Source organism: Streptomyces sp. NPDC102278 (genome assembly GCF_044766345.1).
Taxonomy (GTDB): Bacteria; Actinomycetota; Actinomycetes; order Streptomycetales; family Streptomycetaceae; genus Streptomyces.
In genome coordinates, this window is sequence record NZ_JBIWLV010000001.1 from 993,982 (window position 1) to 1,010,433 (window position 16,452).

Genomic DNA, 16,452 nt, shown 5'->3' on the forward strand with positions numbered 1-16,452 from the left:
GACCCCGTCCAGGATCTTCGGTGCGAAGGGTCTCCGGTCCAGTGGACCCTTCCTTCCTGGTCAACGCGAGGTGAGGGCGTCTGGTTCCCGGGGCACGACGGGGGCGCCGCACCGGTGGACCGGGCGGCGGGGCGGCCGTGGGCGTTGCTCCGTACGGGTCACGGCGTGCGGGGCGGGCGTGGGGCGGGCGGGCGGGGTGGGTCGCCGCCGCCGCGCCTACTGCGGGAAGAGGCTGCCCGCGGCGAAGCGCAGGACCAGCTCCGGGGCGCCCGAGAGGACCAGGGCGGTGACCCCGGTGAGCGCGATGGCGACGGTGATCGGCAGGGGCGCCTTCGCGCGGACCCCGGCGGGGGCCGCGCCCGCGGCCGCGTCCTGGGGCGGGGCGCGGAAGAGCAGGGCCGTCCAGCGCAGGTAGTAGTACAGGGCGATCACGACGTTGATCGCCATCAGCACGGCGAGCCAGGCCAGGCCGGCGTCGACCGCGGAGCGGAAGACGGTGACCTTCGCGAAGAGGCCGATGAGGCCGGGCGGCAGTCCGGCCAGGCACAGCAGGAAGAAGGCCAGCGCCAGGGCCGCGACGGGGCGCTCGGCGTACAGGCCCCGGTAGTCGTCGATCCGGTGCAGCGGCTTGGTACGGGCGACCAGCGCGGCGACGGCGAAGGCGCCGAGGTTCACGGCCGCGTACATCAGGGCGTAGGCGACGGTGGAGCCGATCTGGTCGCGGTCGGAGTACGCGGCGGCGGCGATCGGGACCAGCAGGTAGCCGGCCTGGCCCACCGAGGACCAGGCGAGGAGGCGGACGGCGCTGTTCGGGCGGTCGGCGCGCTGGCGCAGGGCGGCGACGTTGCCGACGGTCATGGTCAGCGCGGCGAGGACGGCCAGCGCCGGGCCCCAGATGTCGGAGTACGCCGGGAAGGCGATGACCGTGACGAGGATCAGGCCGGTGAAACCGACGGCCTTGCCGATCACCGAGAGGTAGCCCGCGATGGGCAGCGGGGCGCCCACGTAGGTGTCGGGGACCCAGAAGTGGAAGGGTACGGCCGCCGTCTTGAAGGCGAAGCCGACGAGGGTGAGGGCGACGCCCGCCATGGCGAGGGTGTCGAGCTGTGCGGGGACGTCTTCGAGCCGGTCGGCGACCTGGGCGAGGTGCAGGGAGCCGGTGGCCGCGTAGACGAAGGCGACGCCCATCAGCGACACGGCGGTGGCGGTGACCGAGGACAGGAAGAACTTGAGGGCGGCCTCGGAGGACAGCCGGTCGCCGCGGCGCATGCCGACGAGGGCGAAGGCCGGCAGCGAGGCGACTTCGAGGGCGACGATCAGGGTGGCGAGGTCCCGGGAGGCGGGCAGCAGCGCCGCGCCGGCGGCCGAGGAGAGCAGCAGGAACCAGTACTCGCCCGCCGGCATGCGGGCCTCGCGGACGGCGGTGACCGACAGCAGGGCCGTGACCAGGGCGCCGGCCAGCACCAGGAACTGCACGACGAGAGCGAAGTGGTCGGCGGTGTAGCTGCACGCGCCGGGGTCGCCGGTGAGGCAGAAGGTGGCGCGGTCGCCGGCGCGCAGCGGCAGCAGGGCGGCGGTCGCGGCGGCCAGTCCGGCCACGGAGATCCAGCCGAGCAGCGGCTTGCGCTCCTGCGGCACGAACAGGTCCGCGACGAGGACGACGAGGGCGACGGCGGCGGTGATGACGACGGGTGCGATCGCGAGCCAGTCCACGGACTGGACCAGGCTCGGGGTCGGCGCGCCGGCGGCGGACAGGACCGTCATGAGTTGCCTCCTGCGAGGAGCTTCTGGACGGCCGGGTCGGTGAGGCCGAGGAGGACGGCGGGCCAGAGGCCGGCGAGGACGGTGAGGGCGACGAGCGGGGTCCAGGCGGCGAACTCGTAGTGCCGGACGTCCGCGACGGTGACCTCGGGGCCGGCCTTCGGGTCGCCCATGCACACGCGCCGTACGACGACCAGGAGGTAGGCGGCGGTGAGCAGCGTGCCGAAGGCGCCCACGGCCGTGTACGTGAGGAACGCCGACCGCGGCAGTCCCTCGGCCGGGTCGAACGCGCCGAACAGGGCCAGCATCTCGCCCCAGAACCCGGCGAGGCCGGGCAGCCCCAGGGAGGCCACGGCCGCGAAGGCGATCAGCGCGCCGAGGCGGGGGGCGCGGCCGTAGACGGCGGCTCCGGTCGCCCCGGCGAGCGTGTCGAGGTCGGCGGTGCCGTAGCGGTCCTTGAGGGCGCCGACCAGGAAGAAGAGGAGGCCCGTGATGAGGCCGTGGGCGATGTTGGCGAACAGCGCGCCGTTGACCCCGGTGGGGGTCATGGAGGCGATGCCGAGCAGTACGAAGCCCATGTGGCCGACGGAGGAGTAGGCGATGAGCCGCTTGAGGTCGCCCTTGTTGCCCTTGCGCGCCAACGCGAGGCAGGCGAGGGACCCGTAGACGATGCCGACGACGGCGAACGCGCCGAGGTAGGGGGCGAAGGTCGCCATGCCGTCGGGGGTGATCGGCAGCAGGATGCGAACGAACCCGTACGTGCCCATCTTCAGCATCACGCCCGCCAGCAGCACCGATCCGACGGTGGGGGCGGCGGTGTGCGCGTCGGGCAGCCAACTGTGCAGGGGCCACATCGGGGTCTTCACGGCGAGGCCGAGACCGATGGCGAGCACGGCCAGGAGCTGGGTGGTGCGGGACAGTCCGCGGCCGTTGTCGGAGGCGAGTGCCACCATGTCGAAGGTGCCGCTGTCCAGCCCGATCAGCAGCAGACCGAGCAGCATGACCACGGACCCGAGGAGGGTGTAGAGGATGAACTTCCAGGCGGCGGCCTGCCTCTGGGCGCCGCCCCAGCGGGCGATGAGGAAGTACATCGGGATGAGGACCATCTCGAAGGCGAGGAAGAACAGCAGCAGGTCGAGGACGGCGAAGGTCGCGAGGGTGCCGGACTCCAGGACGAGCAGCAGGGCGACGAAGGCCTTCGGGGAGGGGCCCTCGGGGAACTTGAAGTAGCTGTAGAGCGCGCAGAGGAAGAACAGCAGCGCGGTCATCAGGAGGAGGGGGAGCGAGATGCCGTCGACGCCGAGGTGGATCCGGATGTTCAGCGCCTGGATCCAGCTGATGTCCGTCGTCGCCTGGAAGCGGGACGGGGCGTCGTGGTCGAAGCCCGCGGTGAGGGCGATCGCCGCGGCGAGGATCACGCCGGTCACGCTCACGCCGTGGCGCAGCACGGCCTGTTCGGGGCTCTTGCCCTTGAGGCCGGGCGGGGCCGGCAGGAGGGCGGCGACGGCGCCGAGGAGTGGTGCGGCCACGACGAACGCCAGGAGGAACTGCATCACGGACGGGCTGATATCAATCACGGCTGACTCACGGCTCACGATCCGGCGTTGACGTTGGCGAGGACGGCGGTGGCGATCGCCAGGACCACGGCGCCGGCGAGCAGGGCGCTCAGGTAGCTCTGCACGTTGCCGGTCTGGGCGCGGCGGACGAGGGCGCCGAGCAGCCGGGGCCCGGCGCCCGCGCCGCGGACGTACGTGTCCACGACCTCCCGGTCGAGGAAGCGGACCAGGGCGGCGGCGGCCCGTACGGGGCGGACGAACAGCCGGTCGTAGAGGGCGTCGAGGTGGAAGCCGTCCGCCGCGTGGCGGTGCAGCGGACCGAGGAGCGCCTTGCCGGGGTCGGGGGCCGGGCCCGCCGGGACGGTGGGGTGCTCGTGGGCGACCTCCGCCACCTCGGGGGTCTCGGCGGCGGACTCCGCCGCGGCGGTGGCGGCGGAGACGCCGGCCGCGACGGCGGCGGGCTCGTCGGTGACGGCGGCGGCCGCGGGTCCGATCGCGGCGGGGGCCGCGTGTGCCCGGGCGGCCGCGCGCTGCCAGAGGCCGTAGGTCAGCAGGACGCCGATGACGGCGGCGCCGACGCCGAGGATCGAGGTGGCCACGGACGGGGTGAGCTGCTCGCCGTCGAACCAGTCCGCGAGGGGGCCGGCGGCGAGACCGAAGGCCACCGTGGGGATCGCCAGCAGCCACAGCACGCCGGTCATGGCGAGGGGCTCCTTGCCGTGGTCGGGGGCGGCGGCGCCCCGGCCGCGGAAGGCCATCAGCCACAGCCGGGTGGCGTAGGCGGCGGTGAGCAGGGCGGTCAGCACGCCGGAGACGAGCACCAGCCAGCCGGCCGCGCCGGGGGCGAAGTCGGAGTGGCCGGTGGCGGTGCGCTCGGCGGCGACGAGGATCGCCTCTTTGGAGAAGAAGCCGGCGAAGGGCGGGATGGCGGCGAGCGCGAGGAGCGCGATCGTCATCGTCCAGAACGTGTCGGGGATGCGTTTGGCCAGGTCGGACGTGCGGGACATGGCGGCCAGGGAGTTCGTCCCGGCGGCGTGGATGATCACGCCCGCGCCGAGGAAGAGGAGCGCCTTGAAGGCGCCGTGCGACAGGAGGTGGAAGACGGCCGCGCCGCGGTCGCCGACGGCCAGGGCGCCGATCATGTAGCCGAGCTGGCCGATCGTCGAGTAGGCCAGTACCCGCTTGATGTCGTCCTGGGCCAGGGCCGCGAGGGCCGAGCCGACCATGGTGACGGCCGCCATGACGGCCATCACCACCAGCGCGGCCCGGGAGGCCGCGAAGACCGGGAGCAGGCGGGCGACGAAGTAGACGCCGGCGGCGACCATCGTCGCGGCGTGGATCAGCGCGGAGACCGGGGTGGGGCCCGCCATGGCGTCGGGCAGCCAGGTGTGCAGCGGGAACTGCGCGGACTTGCCGGCGACCCCGGCGAGCAGGAGCAGCGCGATCGGCGTCGGGTGGTCGAGGCCGCCGGCGGCGACGGTGTCCAGGATCTCGGTGATCCGGAAGGACCCGACGTCGGTGGCGAGCGCGAACAGACCGATGAGGAAGGGCACGTCACCGAGCTTGGTGACCAGGAAGGCCTTCAGGGAGGCGGAGCGGGCCGCCTCGGTCTCCCAGTAGTGGCCGACGAGGAAGTACGAGCAGATGCCCATGACCTCCCAGCCGACGAGCAGCACCATCAGGTCGCCGGAGTAGACGACGACCAGCATGGCGGAGGTGAACAGGGAGACCAGGGCGGCGTACGACGGGTAGCGCGGGTCCTCGCGCAGGTAGGCCGTCGAGTAGAGCTGTACGCAGGTGGCGACCACGCCGACCAGCACGGCGACCAGGGCCGCGAAGCCGTCCAGGTACAGGCCGAGCTCGATCGGCACCGAGCCGGTCGGGGTCAGTTCGGTCGCGGTGTCGATGGCCGGGCCGCCGCCCTGGCGGACGGCGACGAGCACGGCCAGCACGGCGGCGCCCAGCGTCGGCAGGAGGGCGAGCGGCCGGACGAAACCGGGGGCACTGCGGCCGCACAGCAGTCCCGCCACCGCGCCCAGGAACGGGAGGAGGGGGACGAGGACCGCGAGGGTCGTGGTGCTCACGCGGTGACCTCGCTCTGGTTGCTCGGATCGGTGGGGGCGGGCTCGTGGCCCTCGGCGGTGTCGCGCAGTCGGTCCACGTCCGAGGTGCCCCGGTTGCGGTACACCGTCAGCACGATCGCGAGGCCGATGCCGATCTCGGCGGCGGCGATGGCGATGGTGAACAGGGTGAGGGCCTGGCCGGCGTGCAGGGCGTCGCGCAGCCACACGTCGAAGGCCACCAGGTTGAGGTTGACGGCGTTGAGCATCAGCTCGACGGCCATCAGGACGAGGATGGCGTTGCGGCGGGCCAGGACGCCGTACAGGCCGACGCAGAAGAGGAGCGCCGCGAGCACGGCCGGGTAGGCGAGGTGCATCAGCGCGGCCCCTTCTGGTCGTCGGGGCGGTCGTCCTTGCGGGACAGCACGATCGCGCCGATCAGCGCCGCGAGGAGGAGCACGGAGAGGGCCTCGAAGGGCAGCACCCAGTGCTGGAAGAGGAACTCGCCGGTGACCCGGGTGGATCCCCGGGCGGGGCCGTCGAGGTCGATCCAGGTGGTGCGGAAGGCGTCGACGACGACCCAGACGAGCGCGGCGGCCGCGACGATCGCGACGCCGAGGGCGACCGGGCGGTTGCCCGAGTCGGCGTCCGGGGAGCGGCCGATGGGCGCCTTGGTCAGCATCAGTCCGAAGAGCAGCAGCACGACCACGGAACCGAGGTAGATCAGCACCTGCACCCACGCGATGAACTCGGCGGTCAGCAGCAGGTACTCGACGGCGATCCCGCCGAGCGCGACGACCAGCCACAGCGCGGCGTGCACGAGCTGTCTGGTGGTGACGGTGACGAGCGCCGCGCCGAGGGTGGCGAGGCCGACGAGGACGAAGGCGATCTCGACGCCGGTCGGGGAGAGGAAGCCGGGGCCGGTGGCGGTGGCGGCCAGGGTGGCGGCGGGGCTCACGCGTCTGCCTCCGGGTCGGTCGGTGCCTCGTTCGCCGGGGCGGCGGCGGCAGCCGCTTCGGCGGCCGCGGCCGCCTCGGCCTTGTCCACCGCCTTGCGGGCGGCGGCGATCTCCTTGGGCTCCTCGGCGGCCGGGTCCAGGGCGGGCGGGGCCGGCACGGTCCACATCCATTCGCGGAGCTTGTCGCGCTCGTGGGTGAGTTCGAGGATGTCGGTCTCCGCGTACTCGAACTCCGGCGACCAGAAGAGGGCGTCGAAGGGACACACCTCGATGCAGATGCCGCAGTACATGCAGAGCGAGAAGTCGATGGCGAAGCGGTCGAGGACGTTGCGGCTGCGCTCGCGGCCACCGGGGGCGGCGGCGGGCACCGTCTCCTTGTGGGAGTCGATGTAGATGCACCAGTCGGGGCACTCGCGCGCGCAGAGCATGCAGACCGTGCAGTTCTCCTCGAACAGCCCGATGACGCCGCGGCTGCGCGGCGGGAGTTCGGGCTGGACCTCGGGGTACTGGGCGGTGTGGGAGCGCCTCGTCATCGTGCGCAGGGTGACGGCGAGGCCCTTGGCCAGGCCTGATCCGGGAACGGGCATCAGTTGATCGCCACCTTCACGATGCCGGTGAGCGCGATCTGGGCGAGCGCGAGCGGGATGAGTACGGTCCAGGCGAGCTTCTGCAACTGGTCCTCGCGCAGCCGGGGGTAGCTCACGCGGAGCCAGATCACCACGAAGGCGAGGACGGCGACCTTGAGGAGGGTCCAGACCCACCCCAGGTCGTCGCCGCCGAAGGGGCCGTGCCAGCCGCCGAGGAAGAGGACGGTGGTGAGGCCGCAGAGGACGACGATGCCGGCGTACTCGGCGAGCAGGAACAGCGCGAAGCGCAGGCCGGTGTACTCGGTGTACGCGCCGAAGATGATCTCGGAGTCGGCGACGGGCATGTCGAAGGGCGGCCGTTGGAGTTCGGCGAGGCCGGCGACGAAGAAGACGAGCGCGCCGACGATCTGCCAGGGCAGCCACCACCACTGGAAGGCGTCGACGATCCCCGGGAGGGAGACCGTCCCGGCCGCCATGGCCACCGAGGCGGCCGTGAGCAGCATGGGCAGTTCGTACGCCAGCAGTTGGGCGGCCGTACGGAGGCCGCCCAGCAGGGAGAACTTGTTCGCGGAGGCCCAGCCGGCCATCAGGCTGCCGAGTACGCCGACGCCCATGACGGCGAGGGCGAAGAAGAGGCCGGCGTCGATGACCTGGCCGACCGCGCCCTCGCCCGGGCCGATGGGGATGACGAGGAGGACCAGCAGGTAGGGGAGCAGCGCGACGGCGGGGGCGAGCTGGAAGATCCGCCGGTCGGCGTTGGCCGGGACGATGTCCTCCTTCTGCGCGAACTTCACGCCGTCGGCGACGAGCTGGGCCCAGCCGTGGAAACCGCCCGCGTACATGGGGCCGAGCCGGCCCTGCATGTGGGCCATCACCTTGTGCTCGGTCTGCCCGACGACGAGCGGGAGCACGAGGAAGACGGCGAAGACGACGATCAGTCGCAGGGCGACGTCGAGGACGTCGTTCACTCGTCGCCTCCGTTGTCGGGGGTGGGGCCGGGGGTGGGGTCGGGGGTGGACTCGGAGCCGGGCGCCGTGTCCGGCCTCTTGTCCGGCTTCTTGTCCGGGCCCTCGTCCGGGGTCTTCTCCGGCGCGGGCTCGTCCGCCGGGGCCGGGGGCGGTCCGTCCGCCGCCGGCGGCGGGGCGGGCGTCGCGGCCGGCGCCGGTTGGTCGAAGGCGGGCTTCGGGTCGTGCCAGGGCGCGTCACCGCTCGGCCCGACCGGCGGCGCGGCGGGCGGCGCGGCGGGCGCGGCCTCGGCCCCGGCTCCGGTCGTCGGCGCGGGCGGGCCGGCCTGGCTCGCGGAGCCGTCCGCGACCGAGCGGCTGCGCCGCACCGGCCGCGCCGGGGCATCGCCTTCGGCGGGGGGCACCTGGGTCGCGGAACCCTCGGCCACCGAGCGGGTACGGCGGACCGGAGCGCCCTCGCGGGGGATCCGGGCCGGGGCGCCCGCGCCGCCGGCCGCGCGCGGGGTGCGGGCGGGGCGGGTGGGGGCCGGCGGGAGCTGGCCCTTGAGCGGGCCCCAGTCGTTGGGGTCGGGTACGCCCGGAGGCAGCATCTGCCGCCGCCTCGGAGCGTCGGGGTCGTGTGCCTCGCCCGGCTCCTTGGCGCCCGGCCAGGCCTTGGCTACGCGGGCCGCGAGCACGAAGTCCTTGCGCAGCGGGTGGCCCTCGAAGTTCTCGGGGAGCAGGAGCGGCACGAGGTGGGGGTGGTCGGTGAAGGTCACCCCGAACATCTCGAAGGTCTCCCGCTCGTGCCATTCCGCGCCCGCGTAGACGGCGACGGCGGAGGGCAGCGAGGCCGCCGCGTGCGGGACGGTGGTCCGCAGCAGCAGGCGTCGTACGCGGCGGTTCTCCAGGGAGACGACGTGCGCGCAGACCTGGAAGCCGATGCCCGGCTCGTCCACCGCGCTCAGCCAGTCGAAGTAGGTGCAGCCCAGCTTGTCGCGGGCGATCTCCAGCGAGGAGATCCAGGATCCGACGGGCACGTCGACCGTGAGGACCTCGTACGCGTACGAGCCCACGGCCTCGACGCCGAAGACGGTCGGCGCCGCGTCGGGAAGGGAGTCGTAGAGGTTCACGCGCCGGCCTCCGCGGAGGCGGAGGGCGCGGGCGGGGGCGTGACCAGGCCGCTGGTGAGCTGGGCGACGGACGGATTCGCGTAGCGGTCCGCGAGCGACTCTCGGGCGATCTTCTCCTGGAGCTTGAGGATCCCCTGGAGCAGCGCCTCGGGTCGCGGCGGGCAGCCGGGCACGTAGACGTCGACCGGGATGATCTGGTCGACGCCCTTCGTGACGGAGTACGAGTCCCAGTACGGTCCGCCGCAGTTGGAGCAGGCGCCGAAGGAGATGACGTACTTCGGTTCGGGCATCTGCTCGTAGAGCCGCTTCACGGCGGGGGCCATCTTGTCGGTGACCGTGCCCGAGACGATCATCAGGTCGGCCTGACGGGGGCCCGGCGCGAAGGGGATGACGCCGAGCCGGATGAAGTCGTGTCGGGCCATGGACGCGGCGATGAACTCGATCGCGCAGCAGGCCAGGCCGAAGTTGAAGACCCACAGGCTGTAGCGGCGGCCCCAGTTCAGGACCACCTTCATGGGTTCGGGCGCGAGTCGGGAGAGCACGCCCAGCCGCTTCGGCTCGGGAAGCGGCTGCGGCTCGGCCGGTGTCCCCGCCGGTGTCACAGCCATTCGAGGACGCCCTTCTTGTACGCATAGAGCAGGCCGACGGCCAGGAAGCCCAGGAAGACGAACATCTCCACCAGGGTCGTGGCGCCGTAGCCGGCGGCGGCGAACACGGTCGCCCACGGGAACAGGAAGATCGAGTCGACGGCGAAGATGACGTAGAGGAACGCGTAGACGTAGTAGCGGACCTGGGTGTGCGCCCAGCCCTCACCGACGGGGTCCACGCCGCATTCGTACGTCAGGAGCTTCTCGGGGGTGGGGACCACGGGCCGCAGCAGCCGGCCGGCGCCGAAGGCCACGGCGACGAACAGCACGCCGAGCACGGCGAGCAGACCGACGACCGAATAGCTTCGGAAGTAGTCCGCCGCGTGCACGGTCACGGTCGATACCGTTGGGTCGGGCACGTCCGTTCCTCGCTCCTCGGCCACTGTCGACGATCTGGGTGATCTGGTACGCACGGGAGTCTAGGGCCTGGGCCACGCGGGGTGGGGTTATCCCCCGTTCACTGCCGCCGGGCCACCCCATGGCGACGCCGGGCGGAAATTGGCAGGCTGTGCGCCATGACCGCGAGCATCCGCACATCCCAGGACGACCTCCTTCCACCCGTACGTGCGGCCTTCGGCGCGGCCACGTGGAAGGAGATCGCGTACCTGCTGAGCAATCTGCCGGCGGCGCTGATCGGTTTCGTCTACACGGTCGTCACGGTCTCGACCGCGGGCGGTCTGTCCGTGACCGCGATCGGGCTGCCGTTGCTCGCGTGCGGGCTGCTGGGGTCGCGGCAGCTCGGAAAGCTGGAACGGGCGCGCTCCCGGGCGTTGTTGGGCGTACGGGTGGACGAGCCGACGCCGATCCCCGGGCCTCGGCGCTCCGGCGGGTTCTTCCCCTGGCTGTGGTCGAGCATCAAGGATCCCGTCGCCTGGCGGACCGTGCTGTTCGAACTGGTCCGGCTGCCCTGGGGGGTGCTCACCTTCACCGTCGCGTTGACCGGGCTGTTCGTGCTGTGGCCGGTCCTGCCGTGGGTGGCCCGTTGGCTGACGACCGTGGACCGGGCGATGGTACGGGGCCTGCTGTCCCCGTCCGACGAGCTGGAGCGGCGGATCGCGGAGCTGGAGTCCGACCGGACGGTGGTGGTCGACACCTCGGCCGCGGACCTGCGGCGCATCGAACGGGACCTGCACGACGGGGCCCAGGCCCGCCTGGTGGCCCTCGCGATGGGGCTGGGCCTGGCGAAGGAGAAGCTGCTGGAGGACCCGGAGGGCGCGGCCGCGATGGTGGACGAGGCGCACGGGGAAGTGAAGCTGGCGCTCCAGGAGCTGCGGGACCTGGCGCGGGGCATCCACCCGGCGGTCCTGACGGACCGGGGGCTGGACGCGGCGCTGTCCTCGGTGGCCGCGCGGTGCCTGGTACCGGTGCGGGTGTCGGTGGACCTGGCTGCGCGGCCCGCCGCGGCGATCGAGGGGATCGCGTACTTCGTGGTGTCGGAGCTGCTGCAGAACGTCAGCAAGCACGCGGCGGCGCGGGGCGCGAGCGTGGAGGTGTGGCGGACGGGCCCGCGGCTGCTGATCCGGGTCTCGGACGACGGGCGCGGTGGCGCGTTCGCACCGGCCGGGTCGGGGTTGGCGGGGCTCACGGAGCGGCTGGACGCGGTGGACGGGGTGTTCGTCGTGGACTCCCCCGAGGGCGTGGGGACGACGGTCACGGCGGAGCTGCCGTGGCGCGATCGCGAGCCGGCGGGGGTGGCGGGGCGGTAGGCCCCGTCGTCTCGTTCGGCTCCCGCGGCGACGCGGTGGGTGCGGGGCTCCCGTCCGGGTGGGCGGGGGCCCCGCTTTCGCGTGTGCGGGGCGGGGGGGGTGGGGTGGGACGGGGGTGGGGTTAACCCCCCTGCGGACAGGCCGACCCGCCGCATGGTCCCGGGGGCGGCCCGGCGGCAGGGTTGAGGGGTAAAGGGCGGACACGAAGGGCGGGTCGGGATCATGGGCAAGGACACGGGCACGGGCACGGCGATCGGCACGGTGTTGCGGGCTCCCGTGGCGGCGAGGACCTGGCGGGAGTTGGGGTTCCTGATGCTCGGGTTCCCCCTGAGCACCCTGTACTTCTGCCTCGCCGTCACCGGAGTGAGCCTGGGCGGCGGTCTGCTCGTGACCTTCCTCGGGGTGCCGGTGCTGGCCGGGGTGCTCGCGATGTGCCGGGGCTTCGGACAGGTGGAGCGGGCCCGGGTGCGGGGGTTGCTGCGGGTGGACGTCGCGGATCCCGAGCCGATCAGGGCCCGCAAGGGCGGGGCGATGGCCGCCATGGGGGCCCTGCTCAAGAGCGGGAGCGCCTGGCGGCACGTGCTGTACTCGGTGCTCCACTTCCCGTGGGCGGTCTTCGGCTTCTGCGTGGCGCTGGTGTTCTGGACGTACGGGTGGGGTTTCCTGCTGTACCCGCTCTGGTTCTGGGTCTTCCCGACCTTCACCGACCAGCCCGGGCTCCAGGTGTTCCAGAACGACGACTACTCCTTCTACCTGGACGCCCCGCTCACCATCGCCGCCACCTTCCTGCTCGGACTCGCCCTCACCCTCGCCACTCCCTGGGTGCTGCGCGCCCTGACCACCGTGGACCGGGTGCTGGTCACCGGCCTGTTGGGGCCCTCCCGGCTCGCCCACCGGGTCACGGAACTGGAGTCCGACCGGGGCGTCGTCGTGGACACCGCCGCCGCCGACCTGCGGCGCATCGAACGCGATCTGCACGACGGCGCGCAGGCCCGGCTGGCGGCCCTGGCCATGGACCTGGGGCTGGCGAAGGAGCGGCTGACCGAGGACCCCCGGGGCGCCGCGCGCATGGTGGACGAGGCGCACGGCGAGGTGAAGATCGCCCTCCAGGAGCTGCGGGACCTGGCGCGGGGCATCCACCCGGCGGTCCTGACGGACCGGGGCCTGGACGCGGCACTGTCCTCGGTGGCCGCGCGGTGCGCGGTGCCGGTGCGGGTGTCGGTGGACCTGCCGGCCCGGCCGGCGGCGGCGATCGAGGGGATCGCGTACTTCGTGGTGTCGGAGCTGCTGCAGAACGTCAGCAAGCACGCGGAGGCGCGGACCGCGAGCGCGGACGTCTGGCGGTCCGGCGACCGCGTGCTGATCCAGGTCGCGGACGACGGCCGGGGCGGGGCGTCGGCCCTGGCCGGTTCGGGGCTGGCGGGACTCACCGAGCGGCTGGACGCCGTGGACGGGGTGCTGGTCGTGGACTCCCCCGCCGGCGGCGGTACGACGGCCACCGCCGAGCTGCCGTGGCGCGACCGCGAGCCGGCCGGGGTACCGGGCCGCTGAACCCTGCCGGCTCCTGCCGCGGGTTCGCCCGTGGTGTCGCGGGACCCCCGTCCGGCCGGACGGGGGTCCCGTCCACGCGCCCGACGAGATCCGGCGGGGCCGGACGCACGTGACCGCGGGCCGCCGGGCCGCCGGAGCGCCGGACCGCCGGACCGCCGGGCAGCCGGACAGCCGGGCAGCCGAGCGCCGGACCGCCGGGCATCTGGGCGGCCGAGCGCCCGGGCAGCCGGGTCGGCACCGCACGGCACCGCACCCCACCGCACTGCACCGCGCACCACGGCAGCGCACCCCACCGCGCGCCACCGCACCGCACCGCGCGCCACCGCATGGTCGAATCCCGGCCGACGGCGATCAGTTGGCTCGGATCTGCCCTCGTCGGGGCGGCCGGCTGGGATGCTTGGGTCTGCCAGGTATGCCGGTGACGAGTGGATGCGGGAGCTGCTGAGAAGTGGAAGACAGGGTGCGGGTGGTCATCGCCGAGGATTCAGTGCTGCTGCGCGAGGGCCTGACCCGGTTGCTGACCGACCGGGGGCATGACGTCGTCGCCGGCGTCGGGGACGCGGAAGCCCTGATCAAGACCGTGGACGAGCTGGCGGCGCAGGGCGCGCTGCCGGACGTGGTGGTGGCGGACGTACGAATGCCGCCGACGCACACCGACGAGGGGGTGCGGGCCGCCGTGCGGCTGCGCCGCGATCATCCCGGGATCGGGGTGCTCGTGCTGTCGCAGTACGTGGAGGAGCAGTACGCCACCGAACTGCTGGCCGGTTCCAGCACCGGGGTGGGGTACCTGCTCAAGGATCGGGTGGCCGAGGTCCGGGAGTTCCTGGACGCGGTGGTGCGCGTGGCCAGGGGTGGTACGGCCCTGGACCCCGAGGTGGTCGCCCAGCTGCTGGGCCGCAGCCGCAAGCAGGACGTCCTGGCGAACCTGACGCCCCGCGAGCGGGAGGTGCTGGGCCTGATGGCCGAGGGGCGCACCAATTCCGCGGTGGCGAAGCAGCTCGTGGTGAGCGACGGCGCGGTGGAAAAGCACGTCGGCAATATCTTCATGAAGCTCGGCCTGTCCCCGAGTGAGGGGGATCACCGGCGCGTATTGGCGGTTCTCACCTATCTAAGGTCTTGATCAACTGACACTCTGTCAGGTGCGGTGTGATGGCGCCGGTCCCGAAACGCACCTGTCGGGGTCCGGCGCCATCGCCCGGAGGTTTGGAATATTTCGCGTACTGCACGACGTCTGTCGGACAGACCGCCCCCCAAGGACGGTCCAGAATTCGGGCGACCCAGGGACGAATGACCTCACGGACGTAGGGTTGGCCTTGGGAGCGAGCGCCCACGCCTCGAAGGAGGTCCAGTTCAGTGACCAGCCAGGTCAGTAGCCCGGCCGAGCAGGCCGACGGGGCCGAAGGCTCAGCGGTCGGAGAGCAGCGCACGCCACCGGGGCCCGATGGGAGCGGCAAGGAAGTCCGCCGCCTCGATCGTGTGATCATCCGATTCGCGGGTGACTCGGGCGATGGAATGCAGCTCACCGGGGATCGTTTCACCTCGGAAACCGCGTCCTTCGGAAACGACCTCTCGACGCTGCCGAACTTTCCCGCCGAGATCCGTGCCCCCGCCGGAACCCTTCCGGGTGTGTCGTCCTTCCAGCTGCATTTCGCCGATCACGACATCCTGACGCCGGGCGACGCCCCGAATGTGCTGGTGGCGATGAATCCGGCGGCGCTGAAGGCGAATATCGCGGACGTCCCGCGCGGCGCGGAGATCATCGTCAATACCGACGAGTTCACCAAGCGTCCGATGGCGAAGGTCGGCTATGCGACCTCCCCGCTGGAAGACGGCTCGCTGGACGCCTACAACATCCACCCCGTGCCCCTGACGACACTGACGGTGGAGGCGCTGAAGGAGTTCGGACTGCCCCGCAAGGAGGCCGAGCGCAGCAAGAACATGTTCGCGCTGGGCCTGCTGTCGTGGATGTACCACCGCCCGACCGAGGGCACGGAGACCTTCCTGCGGACCAAGTTCGCGAAGAGGCCGGAGATCGCCGAGGCGAACGTGGCCGCCTTCCGGGCCGGCTGGAACTTCGGCGAGACCACCGAGGACTTCGCCGTCTCCTACGAGGTCGCCCCCGCCACGAAGTCCTTCCCGACCGGCACCTACCGCAACATCTCCGGGAACCTGGCCCTGTCGTACGGGCTCATCGCCGCGGCCCGGCAGGCGGATCTCCCGCTGTACCTGGGCTCGTACCCCATCACCCCGGCCTCCGACATCCTGCACGAGCTGAGCCGACACAAGAACTTCGGCGTACGGACCTTCCAGGCCGAGGACGAGATCGCCGGTATCGGCGCGGCCCTGGGCGCGGCCTTCGGCGGCGCCCTGGGGGTCACCACCACCTCGGGCCCGGGTGTGGCGCTGAAGTCGGAGACCATCGGCCTGGCGGTGTCGCTGGAGCTGCCGCTGTTGATCGTGGACATCCAACGCGGCGGCCCCTCGACGGGATTGCCGACCAAGACCGAGCAGGCCGACCTGCTCCAGGCCATGTACGGGCGCAACGGCGAGGCACCCGTCCCGATCGTGGCCCCGCGCACCCCGGCGGACTGCTTCGACGCCGCGATCGACGCCGCCCGGATCGCCCTGGAGTACCGCACTCCGGTGTTCCTGCTCTCGGACGGCTACCTCGCCAACGGCTCCGAACCCTGGAAGATCCCGGAGGTCACGGACCTGCCGGACCTCACGGTGCAGTTCGCGGCCGGTCCGAACCACGAGCTGGCGGACGGCACCGAGGTGTTCTGGCCGTACAAACGCGACCCGCAGACCCTGGCGCGCCCGTGGGCCGTCCCGGGCACTCCCGGGCTCGAACACCGCATCGGCGGCATCGAGAAGCAGGACGGCACCGGCAACATCTCCTACGACCCCGCCAACCACGAGTTCATGGTCCGCACCCGCCAGGCCAAGATCGACGGCATCCGGGTCCCCGACCTGGACGTCGACGACCCGGACGAGGCCCGCGTCCTCGTCCTCGGCTGGGGCTCCACCTACGGCCCCATCACCGCGGCCGTACGCCGGGTACGGGGCGCCGGACTGCCGATCGCGCAGGCTCACCTGCGTCACCTCAACCCGTTCCCGAGGAATCTCGGGGAGGTCCTGAAGCGTTACGACAAGGTAGTGGTGCCGGAGATGAACCTCGGGCAGCTGGCCACCCTGATCAGGGCGAAGTACCTGGTGGACGCCCAGTCGTACAACCAGGTCAACGGGATGCCCTTCAAGGCCGAACAGCTGTCGACGGTCCTCAAGGAGGCCATCAATGACTGAAGTCACCGAGGTGTCCGAAGCGGGGCACCATCTGCTGTCCCTCGTGCCCAAGGCCGAGGGGAAGCAGTCGATGAAGGACTTCAAGTCGGATCAGGAGGTCCGCTGGTGTCCGGGCTGCGGTGACTACGCCGTACTCGCCGCCGTCCAGGGTTTCATGCCCGAACTCGGCCTCGCGAAGGAGAACATCGTCTTCGTCTCCGGAATCGGCTGCTCCTCCCGCTTCCCCTACTACATGAACACCTACGG

14 protein-coding genes and 1 pseudogene are annotated in these 16,452 nt (G+C 72.3%); 5 read left to right on the plus strand and 10 right to left on the minus strand.

From position 1 onward, the window contains the following. Window positions 1-216 precede the first annotated feature (216 nt). From ACIRO3_RS04635 to ACIRO3_RS04680, 10 genes are read right to left on the minus strand one after another with little or no spacing between them, the layout of a single operon-like run. Entirely contained in the window at window positions 217-1,764 is a 1,548-nt protein-coding gene (locus ACIRO3_RS04635) for an NADH-quinone oxidoreductase subunit N (RefSeq protein ID WP_404132246.1), read from the minus strand. Continuing rightward, window positions 1,761-3,314: an NADH-quinone oxidoreductase subunit M gene (locus ACIRO3_RS04640; protein ID WP_361779827.1), complete on the minus strand. Its 1,554-nt coding sequence runs from the start codon at window positions 3,312-3,314 to the stop codon at window positions 1,761-1,763. The genes ACIRO3_RS04635 and ACIRO3_RS04640 overlap by 4 nt, the downstream gene beginning before the upstream one ends. 38 nt (window positions 3,315-3,352) lie before the next feature. Beyond that, the gene (locus ACIRO3_RS04645) at window positions 3,353-5,401 is read right to left on the minus strand and encodes an NADH-quinone oxidoreductase subunit L (protein WP_404132249.1); all 2,049 of its coding nucleotides are present in this window, start codon (window positions 5,399-5,401) and stop codon (window positions 3,353-3,355) included. Continuing rightward, window positions 5,398-5,754, minus strand: coding sequence for an NADH-quinone oxidoreductase subunit NuoK (nuoK, locus tag ACIRO3_RS04650; protein ID WP_361779786.1), 357 nt, complete (start codon window positions 5,752-5,754; stop codon window positions 5,398-5,400). The genes ACIRO3_RS04645 and nuoK overlap by 4 nt, the downstream gene beginning before the upstream one ends. After that, entirely contained in the window at window positions 5,754-6,335 is a 582-nt protein-coding gene (locus tag ACIRO3_RS04655; protein ID WP_361779789.1) for an NADH-quinone oxidoreductase subunit J, read from the minus strand. Before ACIRO3_RS04655 ends, nuoK begins: the two co-directional genes overlap by 1 nt. Further along, window positions 6,332-6,922 carry a NuoI/complex I 23 kDa subunit family protein gene (locus ACIRO3_RS04660; protein ID WP_404132257.1) on the minus strand — a complete coding sequence of 197 codons (591 nt, stop codon included), beginning with the start codon at window positions 6,920-6,922 and terminating at the stop codon, window positions 6,332-6,334. The genes ACIRO3_RS04655 and ACIRO3_RS04660 overlap by 4 nt, the downstream gene beginning before the upstream one ends. Then, window positions 6,922-7,890, minus strand: coding sequence for a complex I subunit 1 family protein (locus ACIRO3_RS04665; RefSeq protein WP_361779795.1), 969 nt, complete (start codon window positions 7,888-7,890; stop codon window positions 6,922-6,924). Before ACIRO3_RS04665 ends, ACIRO3_RS04660 begins: the two co-directional genes overlap by 1 nt. Next, complete coding sequence (locus tag ACIRO3_RS04670; RefSeq protein ID WP_404132261.1) at window positions 7,887-8,999, minus strand: NADH-quinone oxidoreductase subunit C; 1,113 nt, start codon at window positions 8,997-8,999, stop codon at window positions 7,887-7,889. The genes ACIRO3_RS04665 and ACIRO3_RS04670 overlap by 4 nt, the downstream gene beginning before the upstream one ends. Further along, complete coding sequence (locus ACIRO3_RS04675; protein ID WP_361779801.1) at window positions 8,996-9,607, minus strand: NADH-quinone oxidoreductase subunit B family protein; 612 nt, start codon at window positions 9,605-9,607, stop codon at window positions 8,996-8,998. The genes ACIRO3_RS04670 and ACIRO3_RS04675 overlap by 4 nt, the downstream gene beginning before the upstream one ends. Then, complete coding sequence (locus ACIRO3_RS04680) at window positions 9,598-10,005, minus strand: NADH-quinone oxidoreductase subunit A (RefSeq protein WP_267796350.1); 408 nt, start codon at window positions 10,003-10,005, stop codon at window positions 9,598-9,600. Before ACIRO3_RS04680 ends, ACIRO3_RS04675 begins: the two co-directional genes overlap by 10 nt. Window positions 10,006-10,161: 156 nt before the next feature. Here ACIRO3_RS04680 and ACIRO3_RS04685 point away from each other — a divergent pair, with 156 nt between their 5' ends. The 5 genes and pseudogenes from ACIRO3_RS04685 to ACIRO3_RS04705 form a co-directional block, all read left to right on the plus strand. After that, window positions 10,162-11,352, plus strand: coding sequence for a sensor histidine kinase (locus tag ACIRO3_RS04685; RefSeq protein ID WP_404132264.1), 1,191 nt, complete (start codon window positions 10,162-10,164; stop codon window positions 11,350-11,352). A 222-nt stretch (window positions 11,353-11,574) separates the two neighbouring features. Continuing rightward, window positions 11,575-12,903, plus strand: a complete 1,329-nt coding sequence (locus tag ACIRO3_RS04690; RefSeq protein ID WP_365998788.1) for a sensor domain-containing protein — start codon at window positions 11,575-11,577, stop codon at window positions 12,901-12,903. A 460-nt stretch (window positions 12,904-13,363) separates the two neighbouring features. Continuing rightward, window positions 13,364-14,023, plus strand: a complete 660-nt coding sequence (locus ACIRO3_RS04695) for a response regulator transcription factor (protein ID WP_266974014.1) — start codon at window positions 13,364-13,366, stop codon at window positions 14,021-14,023. Between the two features lie 233 nt (window positions 14,024-14,256). Next, the gene (locus ACIRO3_RS04700) at window positions 14,257-16,206 is read left to right on the plus strand and encodes a 2-oxoacid:acceptor oxidoreductase subunit alpha (protein ID WP_404132267.1); all 1,950 of its coding nucleotides are present in this window, start codon (window positions 14,257-14,259) and stop codon (window positions 16,204-16,206) included. Beyond that, window positions 16,199-16,452, plus strand: a pseudogene (locus tag ACIRO3_RS04705) (2-oxoacid:ferredoxin oxidoreductase subunit beta); the annotation flags it as partial. The gene ACIRO3_RS04700 and the pseudogene ACIRO3_RS04705, both read left to right, overlap by 8 nt.

Excerpts from the sequence above, each read along its gene's own strand:
- ACIRO3_RS04640 (WP_361779827.1), bottom strand. The coding sequence starts at position 3,314 with ATGCAGTTCCTCCTGGCGTTCGTCGTGGCCGCACCACTCCTCGGCGCC.
- ACIRO3_RS04685 (WP_404132264.1), top strand. The coding sequence starts at position 10,162 with ATGACCGCGAGCATCCGCACATCCCAGGACGACCTCCTTCCACCCGTA.
- ACIRO3_RS04635 (WP_404132246.1), bottom strand. The coding sequence starts at position 1,764 with ATGACGGTCCTGTCCGCCGCCGGCGCGCCGACCCCGAGCCTGGTCCAG.
- nuoK (WP_361779786.1), bottom strand. The coding sequence starts at position 5,754 with ATGCACCTCGCCTACCCGGCCGTGCTCGCGGCGCTCCTCTTCTGCGTC.
- ACIRO3_RS04690 (WP_365998788.1), top strand. The coding sequence starts at position 11,575 with ATGGGCAAGGACACGGGCACGGGCACGGCGATCGGCACGGTGTTGCGG.
- ACIRO3_RS04675 (WP_361779801.1), bottom strand. The coding sequence starts at position 9,607 with ATGGCTGTGACACCGGCGGGGACACCGGCCGAGCCGCAGCCGCTTCCC.
- ACIRO3_RS04660 (WP_404132257.1), bottom strand. The coding sequence starts at position 6,922 with ATGCCCGTTCCCGGATCAGGCCTGGCCAAGGGCCTCGCCGTCACCCTG.